Source organism: Congregibacter litoralis KT71 (assembly GCF_000153125.2).
GTDB lineage: Bacteria > Pseudomonadota > Gammaproteobacteria > Pseudomonadales > Halieaceae > Congregibacter > Congregibacter litoralis.
The window spans coordinates 1,258,780-1,277,834 of sequence record NZ_CM002299.1 but is presented as its reverse complement, the minus strand read 5'-3'; the positions used below and the strand labels follow the sequence as shown (position 1 = coordinate 1,277,834).

At 57.3% G+C, this 19,055-nt stretch carries 16 protein-coding genes; 10 read left to right on the top strand and 6 right to left on the bottom strand.

Annotated elements, in window-relative coordinates; genetic code table 11:
• Nucleotides 1-39 precede the first annotated feature (39 nt).
• The gene (locus KT71_RS05930; RefSeq protein ID WP_023660407.1) at nucleotides 40-3,549 is read right to left on the bottom strand and encodes a pilus assembly protein; all 3,510 of its coding nucleotides are present in this window, start codon (nucleotides 3,547-3,549) and stop codon (nucleotides 40-42) included.
• A 47-nt stretch (nucleotides 3,550-3,596) separates the two neighbouring features.
• Nucleotides 3,597-3,782 carry a hypothetical protein gene (locus KT71_RS05925; protein ID WP_040362192.1) on the bottom strand — a complete coding sequence of 62 codons (186 nt, stop codon included), beginning with the start codon at nucleotides 3,780-3,782 and terminating at the stop codon, nucleotides 3,597-3,599.
• Between the two features lie 448 nt (nucleotides 3,783-4,230).
• On the opposite strand from KT71_RS05925, the gene KT71_RS05920 reads away from it, so the two are divergent.
• From KT71_RS05920 to KT71_RS05895, 6 genes are all read left to right on the top strand, one after another.
• Complete coding sequence (locus KT71_RS05920) at nucleotides 4,231-4,737, top strand: GspH/FimT family pseudopilin (protein ID WP_008296361.1); 507 nt, start codon at nucleotides 4,231-4,233, stop codon at nucleotides 4,735-4,737.
• Nucleotides 4,734-5,204, top strand: coding sequence for a type IV pilus modification protein PilV (pilV, locus tag KT71_RS05915; RefSeq protein WP_023660406.1), 471 nt, complete (start codon nucleotides 4,734-4,736; stop codon nucleotides 5,202-5,204). The genes KT71_RS05920 and pilV overlap by 4 nt, the downstream gene beginning before the upstream one ends.
• Nucleotides 5,201-6,340: a PilW family protein gene (locus KT71_RS05910; RefSeq protein ID WP_023660405.1), complete on the top strand. Its 1,140-nt coding sequence runs from the start codon at nucleotides 5,201-5,203 to the stop codon at nucleotides 6,338-6,340. The genes pilV and KT71_RS05910 overlap by 4 nt, the downstream gene beginning before the upstream one ends.
• Nucleotides 6,337-6,861, top strand: coding sequence for a pilus assembly PilX family protein (locus tag KT71_RS05905; protein WP_023660404.1), 525 nt, complete (start codon nucleotides 6,337-6,339; stop codon nucleotides 6,859-6,861). Before KT71_RS05910 ends, KT71_RS05905 begins: the two co-directional genes overlap by 4 nt.
• A 28-nt stretch (nucleotides 6,862-6,889) precedes the next feature.
• A complete protein-coding gene (locus KT71_RS05900; protein WP_023660403.1) occupies nucleotides 6,890-7,363 on the top strand; it encodes a type IV pilin protein in 474 nt (157 codons plus the stop codon).
• Nucleotides 7,364-7,530: 167 nt separating this feature from the next.
• The gene (locus tag KT71_RS05895; RefSeq protein WP_023660402.1) at nucleotides 7,531-8,028 is read left to right on the top strand and encodes a DUF4124 domain-containing protein; all 498 of its coding nucleotides are present in this window, start codon (nucleotides 7,531-7,533) and stop codon (nucleotides 8,026-8,028) included.
• A 134-nt stretch (nucleotides 8,029-8,162) separates the two neighbouring features.
• On the opposite strand, the gene clpB is transcribed toward KT71_RS05895, so the two are convergent.
• The 3 genes from clpB to rluD form a co-directional block, all read right to left on the bottom strand.
• The gene (gene clpB, locus KT71_RS05890) at nucleotides 8,163-10,757 is read right to left on the bottom strand and encodes an ATP-dependent chaperone ClpB (RefSeq protein ID WP_023660401.1); all 2,595 of its coding nucleotides are present in this window, start codon (nucleotides 10,755-10,757) and stop codon (nucleotides 8,163-8,165) included.
• 116 nt (nucleotides 10,758-10,873) lie between these two features.
• The gene (gene pgeF, locus KT71_RS05885; protein WP_008296368.1) at nucleotides 10,874-11,638 is read right to left on the bottom strand and encodes a peptidoglycan editing factor PgeF; all 765 of its coding nucleotides are present in this window, start codon (nucleotides 11,636-11,638) and stop codon (nucleotides 10,874-10,876) included.
• A complete protein-coding gene (gene rluD / locus KT71_RS05880) occupies nucleotides 11,635-12,606 on the bottom strand; it encodes a 23S rRNA pseudouridine(1911/1915/1917) synthase RluD (protein ID WP_084566960.1) in 972 nt (323 codons plus the stop codon). Before rluD ends, pgeF begins: the two co-directional genes overlap by 4 nt.
• Before the next feature lie 88 nt (nucleotides 12,607-12,694).
• On the opposite strand from rluD, the gene KT71_RS05875 reads away from it, so the two are divergent.
• Entirely contained in the window at nucleotides 12,695-13,606 is a 912-nt protein-coding gene (locus KT71_RS05875; RefSeq protein ID WP_008296370.1) for an outer membrane protein assembly factor BamD, read from the top strand.
• Nucleotides 13,607-13,627: 21 nt separating this feature from the next.
• Here KT71_RS05875 and KT71_RS05870 read toward each other — a convergent pair whose 3' ends face one another.
• Nucleotides 13,628-15,250, bottom strand: a complete 1,623-nt coding sequence (locus KT71_RS05870) for an NAD+ synthase (protein WP_008296371.1) — start codon at nucleotides 15,248-15,250, stop codon at nucleotides 13,628-13,630.
• Nucleotides 15,251-15,382: 132 nt separating this feature from the next.
• Between KT71_RS05870 and KT71_RS05865 the strand changes: the two genes are divergently transcribed.
• The 3 genes from KT71_RS05865 to KT71_RS05855 all read left to right on the top strand — a co-directional run bounded on the left by KT71_RS05865 (nucleotide 15,383) and on the right by KT71_RS05855 (nucleotide 19,035).
• The gene (locus tag KT71_RS05865) at nucleotides 15,383-17,002 is read left to right on the top strand and encodes a sensor histidine kinase (RefSeq protein WP_023660399.1); all 1,620 of its coding nucleotides are present in this window, start codon (nucleotides 15,383-15,385) and stop codon (nucleotides 17,000-17,002) included.
• A gap of 6 nt (nucleotides 17,003-17,008) precedes the next feature.
• On the top strand, nucleotides 17,009-18,382 hold the full coding sequence (locus KT71_RS05860) for a sigma-54-dependent transcriptional regulator (RefSeq protein WP_008296373.1): 1,374 nt from the start codon (nucleotides 17,009-17,011) through the stop codon (nucleotides 18,380-18,382).
• A 77-nt stretch (nucleotides 18,383-18,459) separates the two neighbouring features.
• A complete protein-coding gene (locus KT71_RS05855) occupies nucleotides 18,460-19,035 on the top strand; it encodes a GspH/FimT family pseudopilin (RefSeq protein WP_008296374.1) in 576 nt (191 codons plus the stop codon).
• Nucleotides 19,036-19,055: the final 20 nt, after the last annotated feature.

Below are 19,055 nucleotides of genomic sequence, written 5' to 3'. Positions count from 1 at the left end.
CACTGAAGCCCGACGCGACCCGCCGAGCAGCGATGCTTATCAGCGAAGCTGTTGCCAGGATTGTCGCCCTACCGGATCACCCGATGCGCGGCCTTCCGGAGTTCCCATGTCTCCAATCCTGTTGCCCCCACCATCGTAGAAGAAATCTCCAGACCCTTCCTGATTGCGGATGATGGTAAGCTCTTCGCCAAAGCCACCACCGATGGCGCTGATCAATTTATCGGCGACAAGATCGCCAGTATTAAAAAAGCCATCGCTATTAATATCGAATACCGAGTCGCTGGCCTGGCTACCATCTGTAAGGTCCAGATCAAAGATAAAGCCTTCCCGGCCGCCAGAACATGGGTCTCCGTCTGCTCGCAGGGAGGTAAAACGTACACGCTCCCGTGTAGATGAAGACGGGAAGGAAGCGCGACTGATCACTCGTTCTCCGAGCGCCACACCGCCTACAGTCAGGTCCAGATACCAGCCGCTCTCGCTAGGAGCGCTATAACTATTGTCACTCACTTCTCGCACTGTCCTTGTGGCGCCCAGTGCGACAACCTGCGCCTCATAGGTAATTTCTTGTTGGAGCAGGTCGTCACGATCACCAATCGAGGCTGTCACACTCGCACCCGCATCGCGTATCCCGTAAAAGGTCTGCACCTGCGGATCAGCGTCATCCTTGTCTTCAATGCGAAAAAAGCTCCCTGTACCAAACAGCACCATCAATTCCCCCGGCTGTTTTGGATTTGTCGTGACTCTCGGTTGCACAGTGATCGGTTGCGGGTCCCCATCAGGGTCCACTGCGGAAAACAGACTTATGGTATTCGAGCTCCAGTCACTGACTGTCGGGCTGGACAAATCGAAACGCCATAAATTGCCCAGGAGGTCCCCGGCATAAGCGTAATGTCCAATGAAGTCTCCATCTGGCCAGTCACTGACCAAAACGGGTGCCAGACCGTTAGGCGTAGTGCTAGTGCCCGCTCCTGTATCGATCTTGGCAATCAAAGAGCCGTCTGCAATGTTCACCACAAACAGAAAACCACGGTCATTATTGCTGTTGTAACCGTTACCAAACACGGCACCAAATACGTTGTTTTCCAGCGGCACAATTTGAACATTGCTTACGCCGTACCCTAAATCCGGATCTGAAAACTCCCAGAGCACGGTACCTGCGTCCATCGATTCCGGATCTGTGACGTCCAGAGCAAAGACAGACCGACCTCCGACGCCCATGGTACCGACTACGACAGTCTTCCAGTTGCTTCCGATCAAAACGTCAGCCACTGTGGGTGTGCCATCAACCGTGTACCGGTGCTCATAGGGCGCATTACTAAGCTCGGAGAGCGGAGCATAATCTTCGCCAGGCACCGGTTCCAACAGTTCTCCCGGAACATAGCCGAATAACTCAGTACCGTCTGACGCGTCAAAGCCGTGAAGCATGCCACCGTTACTTGGGACCAGCAGCAACTCTGGACGACTAGCTTTTGATGCCACGTAAGTAGGGTAAGTGCCGGGCGAAAAATCTGTTCTCAGGAGCTGAAAGCCTGAACTCCGGTTGCTAACAAACTGCGGAGTACCACCAATAATATCGCCCATCAATCGCAGTGAGCCGCTGTCACTTCGCGACCGCAGTCCCGTGATTTCGTCGCCTCGTAGCCAGTTTACGCGGTCTTCACCACGACCATCGTTGGTACCGTCGGCCGCATGCGCCAAAGCGTCTTGCTGCGTAGCATTGAGGTTCCCATGGTCAAGGAGAGCACCCGCACTTCCGGTGTGTGTCAGAAGGGTGCGGGAAGCACTCGGCGTCGCTGCAAGTACGCATTCCGCGTCCCACTCTACCTCGGGCGGACAATCCCCAACGGACAATGAAGGTACGCTTCCATTAGATTGATCTACCGGCAGCGCCCTTACGGTGCCGGACCAGTCATCGCTGCGAAAACTGGCAGAGTAAAGCAGGGTATCTGCCTGCAGAACGGCTGCACTGGTAGCTGCCGAAGTTGCGGAAGTTTCAACGCGCTCAATAATGCTCTCGAGAACATCGCCCAGCGCGTTGGCAAAAGTATCAGGATCCGAAGCACTGAAAAAGCCACCGCGGGAGTTCAATCCAAAGTGCAGCAAGTCGTCGATCTTGGCGGGATTGGTGGCAGCAGGATCCGCCCAAGGAATAGCGGTCGCTGTTGGAATGGAAGCAAATGCTGTAGTGGGATCGACATTTCCCGTAACTCCGAGCCCGATGCCGTAGGTCACCAGATGCTGCCAGAAGGCCGGATCCGCTGCATTGATCGGCACCTCGTTGGATAGATCTGTGCGTAAATCGCGCTTCCAATAATGCATGCCCACATCGCCGAGCGTGTTGGAGAAACCGTCCTCAAAGGGCCCCACCGGAGTATATTGATAGCTTGTAGCCGAGGGACTGGTTATCACCGGTCCAGCCGTATCATCCGAGTTTCCAATAGTCGGATTCGGGCCATTCCAAAACCCATCGGTCATCATGATATGAAAGCTCTGACGGCAGGCGCCGGCGTCATCGCTGCCAGCAATCTCACCCGGTTGATCATTCCAGGGACCCCGCACATCAGAGCGCTCGAAATAGTTACCCACATCATTAGCGGCACGACGTAGAGGCGTACCGAAATTATTGATTACCTGACTATACAGGTCATCATAAAAATCAGTACGGACCGCGTCCGAAAAAGGCCGCACACCGTTAACTAAAGTACGGGTCGCTACGCCATCAACAGAGGTCGACGCTTGGTTAATGGTGCCATAGGCGACCCTAGCATTGGACGGCAATCGGGTAAAAGCCTGGCCGATACCGGCAAAGGACGTCAGCGCGCGCGAGCGGTGATATTGAAACCAGTTGGCAAAGTTTTGTAGTTCCTCATCGCGGGTGCGTGTCACACCTCCCGGGCTGGTAAAGTTTGCCGTTGCGGCGGTGGCAGTCGTGATTTGCACCCGCGTATAACTGGCACGGACAGTTACGTCCCCGACACCATCGTAATTGTAATAAGTCACTGGCCAATATGTATGATTGCCCCCGCACGGGTCGCAAAATGCTGAATCGAAAGCGTTGCCACGAAACCAGGTCGCCACCTGCGTTTGCTGGGCAGTAAGATTGAGAGACCCCAGTCCGGGTCTCGCTGGATGGTAAAGGGCTGCCGCAGGGTTCGCGTCCGCCATCAGACTACCGTCAGCGTTTGCCCAAGGCTGGTAAGTCAGGTCTGGGTTGTAAAATACTCTGTTGTTGTTTGCCGATCGACCAAAATAGTTATGCAGACTGTCATCGCGAAAAGAGGGCAGCTGATTGCCATAGTTCGCTCCGCCATAAAGCCCACCCGGACGGGGGAACATAAATATGGTAAACCGGAACTCCGGACCATCGGGCATGTATTCCCATTGCATAGATCCAGAGTCGTCGAAAGTAAAGACCAAATTAGGGTCAACCGACGCATTGAGAAATAGGGGGACAGAGGCAATATTCACATCCGCGCGGGCACTCAACCCTGCACCCAGCAGCGTGACAAGGAGTACACACACGCAACGGATTCGATTAGTTTTGCCCATAGGCCTCACACACTCCATTGGAGGTTTTTTCCGTAGTGGTCATTAATCTAAGGCTGCGCCGAAGCACCCGAACCCTGCAGAGGGCTGGCAGGCGGTGCATCGATAGTATCGGGCGCCACGCGCCTCAAATACTGGAGCACCGTTCCATCACCCTCGAAAAGCACAAAGTCACCCACGTTCACGGCTCCCCAGGTGATAATGGCTTCCGTGCCATCCGCAGCAGTCTCGCCCACCAGCCGCGATTCTGCCGTAACTCTTAACGCTACACCGGATATGGAGATGGTGTTCGTATTCCTGTCGACAGATGTGACCCGCCCCAAAGTCGGCGAAGCGATAGTTACCGAAGAAAACAAGACCCCTGACAGCAACCACAGCAAGCACAAACGTCTAAACTTTGCGTTAAATTGATCCCTTAGGGAGATGGCGCGCATAACTTATACCAGCGTGTCAGTCTGTATTGTCTTGGTTTACACCCAAAACCCCTAGAATGCAAGTTAGCCCCCAGAGCTAACAGTACCTTGCCAAGTCCAATAAAACTTCTCTGCGAGGACACAAACCATATGACGTAGGAAGGACAAACTTGGATGACTCGACAGCGTGTTGACTCATTATGCGAACACATGCTTTTATACCTAATAATTCCGAGGATGGGGCCCAATTTAACGCCCCGAATTAGGTGGTATGTCGATCTTCTTTCCTCACCACGACCAGAAAGGTTTCACCTTAATCGAATTGATGATCACGCTAGTCGTGCTCGCCATTTTGTTAGGCGTAGGAGTGCCATCCTTCAATCTGCTGCGGCTCAATTCGAATACAGCAGCATTGGCCAATGATTTTGCGAGCGCGTTAAACCTTGCCCGCTCCGAGGCAGTGACCCGCGCCGAACAAGTCGAAGTATGTCCGAGCAGTGATGGTGCGACGTGCACGGGCAATTGGACACAAGGCTGGATTGTCATTGTAAGCGCCTCCTCCGAAGTGTTACGTGCTTATCCAGCACCTCCTCAGGACGCCACTATCACCCAGACCCCCGCAGCCAACACGGCCGTTGCGTTTGGCCCCCTGGGGCAGCCCGTCGCAGGCGCAACAGATATCTTTGCCCAGATCGATGGCTGTCTGGGCGACCGGGCGCGTCAAATCGAAACGGCAGCCGCCGGCAGGGTCAGCGTGGCTCGGGCACCTTGCATATGAACAAATTGCAGTCTCAATCTAGCCGGCCGGTTTTAATTTTATGCAGAAACCACCAGCGTGGCGTCGGCATGATAGAGGTACTGATAGCTATCGTTATCGTGGCGCTGGGAGTTCTGGCAATTGCCCGCCTGCAAACCAACATGGTCCGGTTTAATCAGAGTGCCTTGCTGCGCAGTCAGGCCTCTCTGTTTGTTTACGATCTCACCGACCGCATGCGCGCTGACCTGCAAGGCGCAATCGATGGCGACTACAATCGTGACTTTGCTGACGCAATTCCCGTGGGTGGAACACTCCCGGCGGACGAATTGGCTGAGTGGCTTACTCGGATAGGAGAGAGACTGCCCAATGGACAGGGGGCCGTGGCGACAGCCGGAGATACGATTACAGTGTCGGTCAGGTGGGACGACAGTCGCGGCGAAGAGGCCGTTGAAGTGTTTTCATCAACTCAGCAGTTATGGCAGCCATGACGCTGGGTAATGGTACACGCTGGCAGCAAGGCTTCACGCTCACTGAGCTGCTCGTCAGTCTGGTGCTGGGACTGTTCGTGGTCGGTGGTGTACTGTCTGCGCTCCTCGGCGGTCTGGAGTCCTTCCGCACTACCGACTCACTTTCACGCATGCAGGAAAGTGGTCGCTTTGCCCTTGAGCTCCTCCGCCGAGACATACGTCAGGCGGGCTACACTGGTTGCCGTAGTCGACTGCGCGCGGAGGTCCCACGACTCACCGGTTCATTGAGCAACAATCTTATTAGAAATACGCTGAACCCTGCCCCCGTGGGTGCAGTTGACGCCTTAAGCTTTGCTTTCGATTTTGCCGACCCGTTGATGGGCTATGAAGCCACAGGCAGCGGCACCGGTAGTAGCTGGACGGCTGGCGTCGCTGGAATACCCGCGGCGACGGCTAACCCCCTACTGACCAACCCACGCGATGACAGCGATATCCTGGTAGCAGTCACGCCGCGAGGATTTGGGTTGGGTGTTCCAGCGCTCTTCCTGGGGACTGATCCGATCATCGTAAATACCGGTAACGATCTAGCTGTAGGAAACGTAGTGATGGTCTCAGACTGCACCTCCGCAGCTATCACACAGATAACAGGCATCGCGACGGCGGCGGGACAGGACTCGCTGACCCACGCTATTGGGCTGGTAACGCCGGGACCCAATACAGGCCCCGGCAATCACACTGTAAACCTGGGCCGTAGCTTTAGCGTCGGCGCCGAGGTTGTGCCGATCGAGCGTGTGGCTTATTACGTCGCCGATAGTGCTGTGACGGGGCGTCCTGCATTGTTTCGCAATGGATTGGAGATCGCAGAGGACATCGAAGACTTGCAAGTTGAGTATGGTGTTGACACCACTGGGGATACACGCATCAACCAATATGTGACGGCCGCAGGCATGCTCGTGATCGCCACCCCGGGGCCAGCGTGGGAAAACGTACTTGCGGTGCGCGTACACCTGCGGATCAGCAGCGGTGAGGAAAATAATCTCGCCGAGCAGCCTGTCACACTCAACTACGCAGGCACCACGTTTACGGCGGATGCTGCCGACCTGCGTCTGCATCAGGTGTTTACGTCCACGATCAGCATCAGGAACCGCTTACTATGACCGGTCATCGCTGCATCCAGAGCCGGAGGGCATCGACTCAATGTCTGCGCCGTCAACGCGGTATCGTATTACCCGTAGTTATCATACTCATGGTCGTCATGAGCATTTTAGCCATCTCGGGTATGGACGATACCGCGATGCAGGAACGTATGGCCGGCAACCTCAGGGACCGCGACATTGCCTTTCAGGGCGCTGAGTCAGCCCTGCGCGAAGGGGAGGCCTGGCTCCAGGCCAACGCTGCCGCCGCCGCGGTAAACGCCAACATCTCTGGGGTACAGGCAGCTGATTGGAACGGCGTGGCACCGGCACCGACCAACACTCTTTCAGGCCTCTATGCCTCTGGCTCGATTGTCAGCTTGGCAGCGGACCCCGCTTTTTATGTCGGCCCACCGGAGCTGCTGAGAGTCAATCCCGGCGAGACGCCTCCGGAGTTTCGGGAGGTCTTCCCGGTTATCTCGCGTTCTCTAGGTGCGACCAACGCCACTGTAGTGATACTCCGATCGACGTTTGAACCCCTGTGATTCATAGGCCCGCATTTAAGAGGTAATCATGCCCAAGAGTATCCAAAGGCCCTCACCGGCCTTCCGAACCAAAGCACCTCGGCATTCCAGTGGCTTTACGCTCATTGAGCTCATGATTGTAGTCGTTATTGTGGCAATTCTTGCGGCTGTCGCACTGCCTAGCTACCAAAACTCAGTGATGAAGACCTGGCGCAGCAAGGCCCAGGGTTGCCTGACGGAAATGGCTCAGGGCATGGAGCGGCGCTTTACCGCAGCACTGAGTTACGAGGGCCCCGCGGCGACTCCAGGCCTACTACCACCCAGCAGTTGCACCACCGAAGACGGTATGGCCGCGCGGTACGCTTTTGATTTTACGGCCGACCCCACTGCAAATGCTTTCACTCTTCGGGCGACCCCTCAGGGCGATCAGGCAACTCTGGATGCCGCATGCGGTAACCTAACCATTGATCAAACCGGGTTGAGAGGAGCTACAGGTTCTGGCGCTTTAGATCTATGCTGGTAATCTGCTGCTTAACCTCACAATACCGCGTGGCAGTGCCGGTCTTTTACCCACGATAATCAAGTGCTTAATAAGTCCCTTTTCAACGCGGACGTCTATGTTCTTGGCGTTTCATTTGCGCACGCTTACTCCGTTCGGTATCTTCCCATAGTCATTTACTGAGGTGTTTTGTGGAATACGCTCACCGAAAGCCAAATTTCCCCGCGCTGCTCGCCCGTGCAGCTCGTTCGCTTTTTTGCCTCAGTATTCTTGTGCTGATTGTTACCCCGAATATCCACGCCGCTGACAGCTACTACCGCTGGAAAGATGCACGGGGCAACATGGTTGTAAGTGATAGGCCCCCTTCGGAAGACATTGCGTACGAAGTGGTTTCCCAGGGATCTTCGTTTACGCGACAAGTTCGGCAGGGACAAGGAGCGGTTCCTGCTGAAGTCGTTCCAAGACCGGGAAACAGCTTCGAGCAAGTTGATGCCACAAAAGCTTCGGAGGGAATTGAGAAAAACCCAGAGAGCTGCGCCCGGGCTCGCATTAATCTTGAAACCCTTGATTCGGGTGCTCGCATTCGGATTCGCGACGAAAATACCGGTGAACTGCGGTATTTGAGCGAGGAAGAGAAACTGGTACAGCGGCAGAAGGCCGAAGACATCGCTCGCGTCCATTGCGAGTAATTTGCGTAGTTGAACAAAAAGAAGCCCAGCTATATGCCAGGCTTTTTACCTCCTACACTCTTTCTTTCCATCACGCTCTACTGCGCTCTACACGTTTAGCGTTGGAGAGGGTGAAGAAGGCTTGTGAGCAGTGTTTACGCCGCGCCGTCCGACAGCTTCAAAGCAAATTCCGGCCCGGACTCACCCCAGTCCGCGGTAATCCGCTGTCCCGGAGCAAACTCACCGGCCAGGAGCTTCTGGGCCAGGGGGTTTTCCAGCTGCTGCTGGATAGCCCGCTTGAGGGGCCGCGCACCGTAGACCGGATCAAAACCGCCTTCGACCAGCTGATCCATAAAGGCATCGGTGATATCCAGAGCCATCTCCCGCTCGCCTAAACGCGCCCGCAGGCCCGCCAGCTGAATCGTGGCAATCCCCCGAATCTGCTCCTGCAGCAAGGGATGGAACACCACGGTTTCGTCCACGCGGTTAATAAACTCCGGACGAAAGTGCTGGGACACAACCCCCATCACTGCCGCCTTCATTGCGTCGTAGTTTTGATCCCCGGCGAGCTCCTGAATCAGATCCGAGCCCAGATTCGATGTCATCACAATAACGGTGTTACGAAAATCAACCGTTCTGCCCTGACCATCGGTTAACCGTCCGTCATCAAGCACCTGAAGGAGGATGTTAAAGACATCGGGATGAGCCTTTTCGATCTCGTCCAGAAGCAACAGGGAATAGGGCCGACGACGCACCGCCTCGGTCAGATACCCACCCTCTTCGTAGCCTACATAGCCCGGCGGCGCGCCGATAAGCCTGGCCACGGAGTGCTTCTCCATAAACTCAGACATATCAATGCGCACCATGGCCTGCTCGCTGTCAAAGAGGAAATCCGCCAGCGCCTTGCAGAGCTCGGTCTTACCCACACCCGTGGGCCCCAGAAACAAGAAGGAACCGTTGGGACGATGGGGATCCGAGAGACCCGCCCGCGAGCGTCTCACCGCATTGGCAACAGCCACCACGGCCTCATCCTGGCCGACCACGCGGTCATGGAGGGCGTCCTCCATACGCAGGAGTTTGTCGCGATCGCCCTCGAGCATTTTAGAGATGGGAATACCCGTCCAGCGGGAAACCACTTCCGCCACCTCCTCATCGGTCACCTTGTTGCGCAGGAGCGTTCGCTCAACATTCTCTGCCGCCTGAGCCTGGGCGAGCTGTTTTTCCAGCTCTGGTAACTTGCCGTACTGCAATTCCGACATCCGGGTAAGATCCCCCGCCCGCCGCGCGGTCTCCAGATCCAGCTTCAATTGCTCGATATCACTTTTTACCGAGGCTGCACCCTGCAGGGAGGCCTTCTCTGCTTTCCAGATTTCCTCAAGATCCGCAAACTCTTTCTCGATCGCCGTGATCTGTTCATCCAGAAGCGCGAGTTGCTTCGTCGCTGACTCATCTTCATCTTTACGAACGGCTTCGCGCTCAATTTTCAGCTGTATCAGCCGTCTTTCCAGGCGATCCAGGGCCTCAGGCTTGGAATCTATTTCCATACGGATGCGACTCGCCGCCTCATCAATAAGGTCGATGGCCTTATCGGGCAGCTGCCGATCCGTGATGTAGCGCTGAGAAAGCTGGGCTGCGGCGATAATGGCCGAGTCGGTGATATCCACGCCGTGGTGCACCTCGTAGCGCTCTTTCAAGCCCCGGAGAATGGCGATGGTATCTTCCTCGCTGGGCTCGTCCACCAGCACCTTCTGGAAACGCCGCTCCAGAGCCGCGTCTTTTTCGACATACTGGCGGTATTCATTGAGCGTTGTGGCGCCCACGCAGTGAAGTTCTCCACGGGCCAGCGCAGGCTTGAGCATATTGCCCGCATCCATAGAGCCCTCGGCCTTACCCGCACCCACCATGGTATGAATCTCATCAATGAAGAGGATCACGCGCCCCTCTTCCTTGGACAACTCGTTGAGCAACGCTTTCAAACGCTCCTCAAACTCGCCGCGGAACTTGGTCCCCGCCAGCAATGCACCCAGATCCAGGGACAGAATCCGCTTGTCCCTGAGGCCCTCGGGGACCTCTCCGTTGATCACACGCTGGGCCAGCCCTTCGACGATGGCAGTTTTACCCACGCCCGGCTCACCGATGAGCACCGGGTTATTCTTGGTGCGACGCTGGAGCACCTGAACCGTGCGTCGGATCTCGTCATCCCGACCAATCACCGGGTCCAGCTTGCCGTCCCGGGCGCGCTCCGTAAGATCAATGGTGTACTTTTCCAGCGCCTGACGCGTCTCTTCAGCATCGGCACTGTCCACGGATGCTCCGCCCCGGACCGCCTCCACGGCAGCATCTAGACCCTCTTTGGTGACACCACTGTTGGTGAGTACCTTTGCAACGGCTCCCCCGGCTTCGAGGAGGGCCTGGAGTGCCAGTTCGCTGGAAATAAAGCTGTCACCGCCCTGCTGGGCCTTTTTGTCGCTGAGGTTCAGCACCTTGCTCAGGTCCGGTGAAACGTGCACCTCGCCCGTCGAGTTTTGCACCACCGGCATCCCGTCGATGAGTGATCGAAGTGCCTGCTGCAGCACATCGATATTGGCACCGGCGCGCTGGAGCAAAGGTCTTGCTGAGCCATCCTGTTGGTTGATCAATGCCTGAAGCAGGTGCGCCGAATCAATCTGGTTGTGATCCCGTCCCACGGCCAGGGACTGGGCGTCCGCCAGGGCGTTTTGCAGGGAATTTGTCAATTTATCCATTCTCATAACTGTTTTACCTCCACAGCGATTCAAGGATCACCGTCGGCCGCCGCAGCGTTCACCGTGACCACTTATACCCTTATAGATATTGGGGTTTAACGGCCGGTTTCAAGGGCCGGAGGTCAGTTATCGCGCACAATCAGACAGGCCATTCGGCCCGTCGTGCCATCTCTTCGATAGGAAAAAAACCGATGGGGATCGCCAAAAGTGCAGAGATCGAGACTCTCGATGGTGTTGAGACCGATGCCCCGCAAGCGCAGCATCGCCAGGCCATTCAGGTCAGCAAGATAGTGGCCCGGGCGGATCGGGGATGCTCGGAAACAGGCGGCAACGCTGCCGCCCTCGTCCCCTTGAAGCTCATTCCCTTGAAGAAAGGCTGATCGCACCTCTGCGCCCACTTCAAAGGCATTGCGGCCAATGGCGGGACCCAGCCAGGCACACAGTTCCCGGGGAACGACATCGAGGGCCGACACCGCTGATTCCAGCACACCTGCGGCAAGCCCCCGCCACCCCGCATGCACCGCCGCAATGACGCTGCCAGAGCGATCAGTCAGGAGCACCGGGAGACAATCGGCCACCATGACCGCACAGGCAACGCGATCTTCGCCGGTCCAGGAGGCATCAGCCCGACACGGCGCCTGGAGGCTGTCGACGGCCGGCACGATTTCGGTGCCGTGTACCTGCTCTAACCAGGCGATCTGTGTTCCCGCCGGTAGCCCCGCCCGAAGATCCGCGCGATTTGCCCGCACCGCCCCGGCGTCATCCCCAACATGAAACCCCACATTGCTCTCGTCAAAAGGTGGCTTGCTGTGTCCACCGATACGTGTGGTGTAGAAGAGACGAACATTGCCCGGCCAGCCCCTGGGACTGACTTCCACAAGACTCATGACAGACCGGAAGCCTGGCCGCCCTGTACGGAGTTCTCCTCCGCCAGCACCTGAAGCAACGCCTCCAGATCATCGCTGAGGGGCGATTCAAAACTACAATGGTCACCGGAGCCCGGGTGCACAAAGCTCAATCGTTGCGCATGAAGCGCCTGACGCCGAAACCCGCGCAGGGCGGCCGCCAGGCGCTCGCTGGCACCGCGGGGTAACTGCAAACGTCCACCATAGACAGGATCTCCCAACAGAGGATAGCCGCGGTGGGCCATATGAACCCGTATCTGGTGTGTGCGCCCCGTCTCTAGCTGCACGTCCAGGGCTGTGTACTGTGCAAAGCGTCGGGCGATACGGTAGTGGGTCACGGCGGGCTTACCACCGGCGGCGACGACCGCCATTTTTGTCCGCTGTCGGGGATGTCGGCCGATCGCAGCCTCCACGCGCCCTCCTCCACTTGGCACCCCGCGGACGATGGCAAAGTACTCCCGCTGTACATCCTTTTTTTGCAATTGGGCGACGAGGCTGCGATGAGCGTTTAGCGTAGCGGCCACCACCAGGAGGCCACTGGTCTCCTTATCGAGGCGATGAACAATGCCCCCTCGGGGAATCGCCTCGAGATCCGGACGGTGATTCAACAGGGCATTGACCAGCGTGCCGTTGTGATTCCCGGCCCCGGGGTGCACCACCAGACCCGCCGGTTTGTCGATGACCAGAAGCTCTTCGTCCTCGTAGACGATCTCCAGGGGCAATGCCTCAGCCGTCCAGGACACTTCACTTTCCAGCTCGGCGTTAAGGCTGAGCACCTCCCCACCGCGGATGGCATCGCGCGGACGTCCCTTTGTGCCATCCAGACGAAGCTCACCGCTGCGAATCCAGCTCTGGAGCCGTGCCCGGGAAAATTCGGGAAACAATTGCGCCGCTGCCTGATCCAGACGCGCCCCCACCAGGTCCTCCCCGGCGGTGGCACTCCTTGTAATCTGACGCGCTTCGATAGGCTGTTTTATGGTTTATGGACTCCCCTGGCTGTGCTTAAATAGCGCCCCTCTTAACGCCATCGATTTTAGCATGAGCCTTTTCTTCCACCTCGACTCCCGAGCCCGACGACGATCACTCCTCGCCAGCGTCCTGTCTGTCCTTCTATTAATCGGAGGTTGCGCGGGCAACGACGAAGAGGACATTTCCGCCGACAGCGGGGAACAACAGATCTACGATGAGGCCCAGCGCTATCTGAACGCGCGGAACTTTGATCTCTCGATCAGAGCCTTACAGGCCCTGGAGTCCCGCTATCCCTTTGGTAAGTATGCGGAACAGGCACAGTTAGAACTTATCTACGCCCATTACGGTGCCTTTTCGCCGGAAGCCGCTATCGAGGCCGCAGACCGCTTTATTCGTCTCCATCCCCAGCACCCGAATGTCGACTATGCGTACTACATGAAGGGCCTGGCAACCGCGACCGCCAGCCAGGATTTTCTGTCCCGCTTTACACCGACGGATAAGACCCTGCGCGACACAAGCTTTGCCAAGGAGGCCTTTGCGGAGTTCTCGCAGCTCGTCACCCGCTTCCCCGACAGTCCCTATGCTGCCGATGCGAAGTCTCGCATGGTTTACCTGCGGAACCTCCTTGCGCGCAACGAGATACACGTCGCGAACTATTATTTCCGCCGTGGCGCCTACCTCGCTGCCGCAAACCGCGGACGCTATGTTGTTGAGAACTTCCAGCGCACCCCGGCCGTGGGTGACGGCCTCGCCGTCATGGCCCAGGGTTACCTCTTGCTCGGGATGGACGATCTTGCCAAGAACGCCATTGACACCCTGGCGTTAAATTTCCCGGACCACCCCGCTCTGAATGACGAGGGTGAATTCGACACGGTCTACACCCAGGATGGTCTCCAGCGCTCGCTCATCAACAAGATGAGCTTCGGTCTCTTTGACCCGCCGAAGCCACCCCAGTTTGATAGCCGCAAGGGCATCAGCTAGGGAACAGACGGGAGAGAGGCCTCACTCACCCATACGCCAGGCGGAGGTGATGGGATAGCGACGATCACGCCCAAATCCGCGCTGGGTAATACGCACGCCGATGGGTGCCTGACGTCGCTTGTACTCATTGAGATCCACCAGCCTCACGGCGCGCTCCACGTCTTCCCTGGGTATACCCTCGGCAATAATGGCCTCGGCGCTGAAATCCTGCTCCACATACAGCTCCAGGATCCTGTCCAGTACGTCGTAGGGCGGAAGACTATCCTCGTCTTTCTGATCAGGCGCGAGCTCGGCCGAGGGCGGCCGTTCGATCACCCGTTCAGGAATGCAGGGACTCAGGCTGTTTCGATAGCGACAGAGCGCGTAAACCAGTGTTTTGGGCACATCCTTGAGAACATCAAATCCTCCTGCCATATCCCCATAGAGCGTGGAGTAACCGACGGCCAGCTCACTTTTGTTACCCGTGGTGAGCACCAGCGAGCGCTTTTTATTGGAAATGGACATGAGCAGCACTCCCCGGCACCGGGCCTGGAGGTTTTCCTCGGTGGTGTCAGCGTCCAGCCCCGCAAATTCATCCTTTAAGGCTGCCAGAAAGCTCTCGTAAATAGGCTCAATGGATATCACGCTATGGCGCACGCCCAGGGTCGCACTCTGCTCCGCGGCGTCGGCAATGCTGATGTCCGAGGTATAACGAAAAGGCATCATGACCGCTTCGACCCGAGAGGCCCCGAGCGCATCCACCGCCACCGCAAGGGTCAGTGCGGAATCCACACCGCCGGACAAGCCCAGCACCACGCTGGGGAAGCCGTTTTTATTGACGTAGTCGCGCATACCCAGAACGAGCGCCTGCCAGACCGCCGCCATGTCGTCGAGTGCTTCGCTCAGCACGCCTTCCCTGAAGCCCGATGCCGACCCGCTGTCTGTCCACTCGCACCAGTTGGATGCTGTCTCAAAACGCGGACTCTGGGCCACAAGCTTGCCATCGCTATTCATGGCGAAGGAGCCGCCATCAAAAACCAGTTCGTCCTGACCCCCTACCTGATTCACATATACCGCTGCCAGATTGTTATCCCGACAGCGCCGGGCCAGCAGATCTAGCCTTTCCTGCTGCTTGCCCCGGTGAAAGGGTGATGCATTCAGGTTGATGAGAAGCTCCGCGCCCGCGGTGGCCGCTGCAGCACTGGGCCCGGACACCCAGATGTCCTCGCAGATACTGAGGCCCACGCGGGTTCCCTGAATCTCAAGAACGCAGGGCTCGCTGCCCGCGGTAAAATAGCGCTTCTCGTCAAACACCTGGTAATTGGGCAACTCATTTTTACGATATTCAGCCTTGAGCTCCCCGTCGTGGAAAACGCCGGCGCAGTTGTAAAGCAAGCCTTCCCGGCGGATGGGGTACCCCACGATCACCCATGCCTGGGGGGGCAGCTCCCTGTGGAGGCGTATGATGGCGTCGTTTACCCGCTTACAGAGGGCCGGCCTGAGGAGCAGGTCTTCCGGTGGGTAGCCCGACAGGGTTAGCTCGGGGAACACGACCACGGGCGAATCCTGTTCCTCACAAGCCTGGGTCGCGACCTCAATCACCTGATCGGCATTGCCCGTGAAATCACCCACCTGGGTGTTTATCTGGGCCATCAAAATGTGCATATAAACCTTCCAATTTTCCGGGGGCGCTATTGTCAGCGATCGGGAGCGGACTGACCAGACGGCACGACAGCATGCCATGCGCTGCTAGAATGAGCCCTCGCTGCCAATCTATGGAACTTTGAGTAACTGACCGTGAGCAACCCTGACATTTTAGTGCCTCCCGGTCCCGTGGGGACTGAGCAGAATCAGCTGCTGTTTCGCATTTACCTGATCTATCGCACGGTGCTGTCAGTTGTGTTTCTGGTGCTGATCACCCTGCCAGCTACGCGACAACTGGTGGGCGCGCAGAATCCCGCTCTGTATACCGCGGTGAGCAGCATCTTTCTCTTCAGCAACATCGCACTCCTGGGAGTGGTGGCCGCCCGCTGGCAGAGCTCCAACGCCCGCCTCGTGCTACTGTTCTCAGTGGATATTGCGTGCATCACGCTGCTCAGTGATGCCTCCGGCGGCATGAGCAGCGGTCTGCCGCTGTTGCTGGCAATTACCGTCGCTTCCAGCGCCGTACTTATCAGCAATCGCACGGTCGCAACGCTGGTGGCTGCGCTCACGGTGCTCGCCGTGCTTGGGGACACCCTGCGGCTCATGTCCACCACCAACGCGGGAATAAAGGCGCTATTCCCTGCCGGGCTCCTCGGCCTGCTGTTCTTTATCGTCTCGGGCATTGTACAGCTTGTTGCGCTACGCCTTGGCCGCGTGGAGGCGCTGGCCAGTGAGCGCGCGAGCGATATCTATCGGCTTCAGCGGCTCAATGAACAAATCGTACAGAATATGCAGACGGGGATTCTTCTGGTGGACTCCCAGAACCGCGCCCGCGTGCTCAACGCCGCGGCGGGGAGACTCCTGGATCCCAGCAGGCCTATTGCGCTGGAACAGGGACGCGCCCTGGCTGACTACAGCGATGCGCTCTCAGAGCGCATTGAGAAATTCCGTCGCAGTGGCGAACAGATCGGATCTCCCTTTGAGGCGCGGGGGGATGGCGCGGAGCTGGTCGCACGATTTCACAGTCTCGAGGGGGGAGAGGAAAATCAGATCCTGGTATTTCTTGAAGACTATCGACCCGTGGCGGCCTACGCACAATCACTCAAACTCTCGTCCCTCGGACGTCTCGCGGGCAGTATTGCCCATGAGATCCGTAACCCTCTGGGAGCCATCAGCCATGCGTCCCAGCTTTTGAATGAATCACCGACCCTGGCGGATGACGACCGCCGCATGGTCGACATGGTGCTCACCAACAGTCAGCGGGTAAATGACATTGTAGAAAGTGTCATGCAGATATCCCGTCGCGAGCCCCCGAAGCTGGAGACACTGCGACTGGCGGACTGGCTGGAAGGCTATTACGAACGCTATCGCGGCGCCCGGGACAACCCCGGAGCCTTGAATATTGAATATGTGGATCCCCATGCCTGTGTTCTGGTCGACCCAGAACATCTTGAGCGCGTCCTGGACAACCTGGTGGACAACGCCATGCGACACAGCGAACTGGCGACTCAGCGTCCCGCCGCCGAACTGAGGGTCCGCGTCGATCGCAAGAAACGGGAATGCGTCATCGACGTGTACGATGATGGGCAGGGAGTCAACGACGCCGATGTGCCGCGGCTCTTCGAACCTTTCTTCACTCGCAGCCAGGGCGGCAGCGGCCTGGGTCTTTACCTTTGTAGAGAGCTATGCGAGCTGAATCAGGCAAGGATCGCCTACTTCCCCACCAGCGAGGGGCGAAGCCGTTTTCAAATCACCATTGAGCATCAGGAGTAAAGGCGTGTGAGCAGTCATGAAGGTGCCAGGGTTCTCATCGTTGATGATGAGCCGGATATACGCGAACTCCTGGAGATAACGCTTGGACGCATGGGCCTGGATACCGTCAGTGCTGCCACGTTAGGTGAGGCCTACGTCCTCCTCGATGATGGGGACAGCCTGCAGTTATGTCTCACTGACATGCGCCTGCCCGACGGCAACGGCATAGAGCTGGTAGAACATATTCAGGCCACGCAACCGTCTTTACCCGTGGCCATGATCACGGCCCATGGCAACGTCGACAGTGCGATTCGGGCACTCAAAGCCGGCGCTTTTGATTTCATCAGTAAACCCGTTGCCCTGGAGAAACTGCGATCCCTCATCAGCGCTGCGCTGGAACTCGATTCCATCGACACGGCGACAAATACTGCGCAGAGCGACGAGCTCATTGGCGACACGCCGGCGATGGATCGTTTGCGCCAGCAGATTGTCAAGCTCGCCCGCAGTCAGGCACCGGTGCACATACGAGGAGAATCCGGTAGCGGCAAGGAAGTCGTCGCGCGGAATATCCACGGCAAGGGCCCGCGAGCCGCGGGTCCCTTTGTCGCTGTGAACTGCGGAGCGATTCCCGCGGAACTCATTGAAAGCGAGCTCTTCGGTCACCTCAAGGGCAGCTTCACTGGCGCCAGTCGCGACAAGCTGGGGCTTTTTCAGGCCGCCGAGGGGGGCACGCTGTTTCTTGATGAAGTAGCGGATCTCCCTCTTTCCATGCAGGTGAAACTGTTGCGGGCCATCCAGGAAAAGCGCGTGCGCCCCGTGGGAGCAAATGAGGAGGTGGCTACGGACGTCAGGCTGCTGTCCGCAACGCACAAGAGCCTCGCAAAAGAGGTGGCCGCAGGGCGCTTCCGGGAGGACCTGTTCTTTCGGGTCAATGTCATTGAATTGGAGGTTCCCAGCCTGCGGGAGCGAAAAGACGACATCGCCACCCTTGCACACGCCCTTTTGGGTCGCATCGCCGAGGCCCATGCAAGCGAAATCCCAAGCATCAGTAGCTCTGCCATCGTAACGATGAATAACTATCATTTTCCCGGCAATGTGCGCGAACTGGAAAACATGCTGGAGCGCGCTTTTGCCTTGTGCGATGGCGGTGTGATCGATGGAGATGATCTTCAGATCGGCAGTATCGAAACGCCTGTCACCCAGACCGAAACGAAAAGTGAGAGTAGTCGCCTCCAGGAAGTTGCCGGTGATCTCGATGCCTACCTGGCGGACATCGAGCGGGGAATCCTCAGCGAAGCGCTGGAGGCTCACCGCTGGAACAGAACGGAGACGGCAAAAGCGCTTGGGGTGAGTTTTCGCAGCCTCCGATACCGGATGAAAAAGCTTAATTTGGACGAGTAACCATCGCTACTGATGTCGGAATTAGTTCCATCGCGACCTAGCATGACTTCAATCATTCATGGATTGGAACATCGAGCGTGGGACACAAGAGAAAAACCGAGCGCGGTGTTACGCTCGTGGAGCTTATGGTAACTGTAGTCATTCTGGTAATACTGGTCGCCGCGGGCGCACCATCATTTAAGCGTCTCAAGCAAATCGTCGAAAGCCAACGCGTCGCACAGCACATCACTACTCTGGTGAATTACAGCCGATTTACCGCGGTAACCAAGGGATCTCAGGTAACACTGTGCGCGATCGACGAAGGCGGGCGGTGTATTCGTGACTGGGCCGATGCCGTGAGTGCGAACGTCTTTATCGACAGCAACAGGGACAGAGCTTACGATCACTCCGAAGATTTATTACGCATCAGCAAATTGCCGATGCGCCTCGGGAAAACAAAATGGAAAGCCTCATTGGCCCGCAGCTACATCATGTTCGAGCCGTCCGGATTTACCTGGCAAAACGGAACATTCAACTTTTGTCCTGCAGATGGCGACGCACGCGATGCTCACGCGCTTGTAGTAAGCCATACTGGCCGTAGCTATCTGACGACCGATCGCAACGGAGATGGCATCCGCGAGGATCGAAGCGGCAATCCCCTAGTCTGCAATTAATACTAATCAGAGAGTACTAT

Bases quoted from the DNA above. Each gene is read 5' to 3' on its own strand.
- KT71_RS05920 (WP_008296361.1), top strand. From the start codon at position 4,231: ATGTCGATCTTCTTTCCTCACCACGACCAGAAAGGTTTCACCTTAATC.
- KT71_RS05875 (WP_008296370.1), top strand. From the start codon at position 12,695: ATGAGCCTTTTCTTCCACCTCGACTCCCGAGCCCGACGACGATCACTC.
- KT71_RS05930 (WP_023660407.1), bottom strand. From the start codon at position 3,549: ATGGGCAAAACTAATCGAATCCGTTGCGTGTGTGTACTCCTTGTCACG.
- KT71_RS05900 (WP_023660403.1), top strand. From the start codon at position 6,890: ATGCCCAAGAGTATCCAAAGGCCCTCACCGGCCTTCCGAACCAAAGCA.
- clpB (WP_023660401.1), bottom strand. From the start codon at position 10,757: ATGAGAATGGATAAATTGACAAATTCCCTGCAAAACGCCCTGGCGGAC.
- KT71_RS05905 (WP_023660404.1), top strand. From the start codon at position 6,337: ATGACCGGTCATCGCTGCATCCAGAGCCGGAGGGCATCGACTCAATGT.
- pgeF (WP_008296368.1), bottom strand. From the start codon at position 11,638: ATGAGTCTTGTGGAAGTCAGTCCCAGGGGCTGGCCGGGCAATGTTCGT.
- pilV (WP_023660406.1), top strand. From the start codon at position 4,734: ATGAACAAATTGCAGTCTCAATCTAGCCGGCCGGTTTTAATTTTATGC.
- KT71_RS05870 (WP_008296371.1), bottom strand. From the start codon at position 15,250: ATGCACATTTTGATGGCCCAGATAAACACCCAGGTGGGTGATTTCACG.
- KT71_RS05910 (WP_023660405.1), top strand. From the start codon at position 5,201: ATGACGCTGGGTAATGGTACACGCTGGCAGCAAGGCTTCACGCTCACT.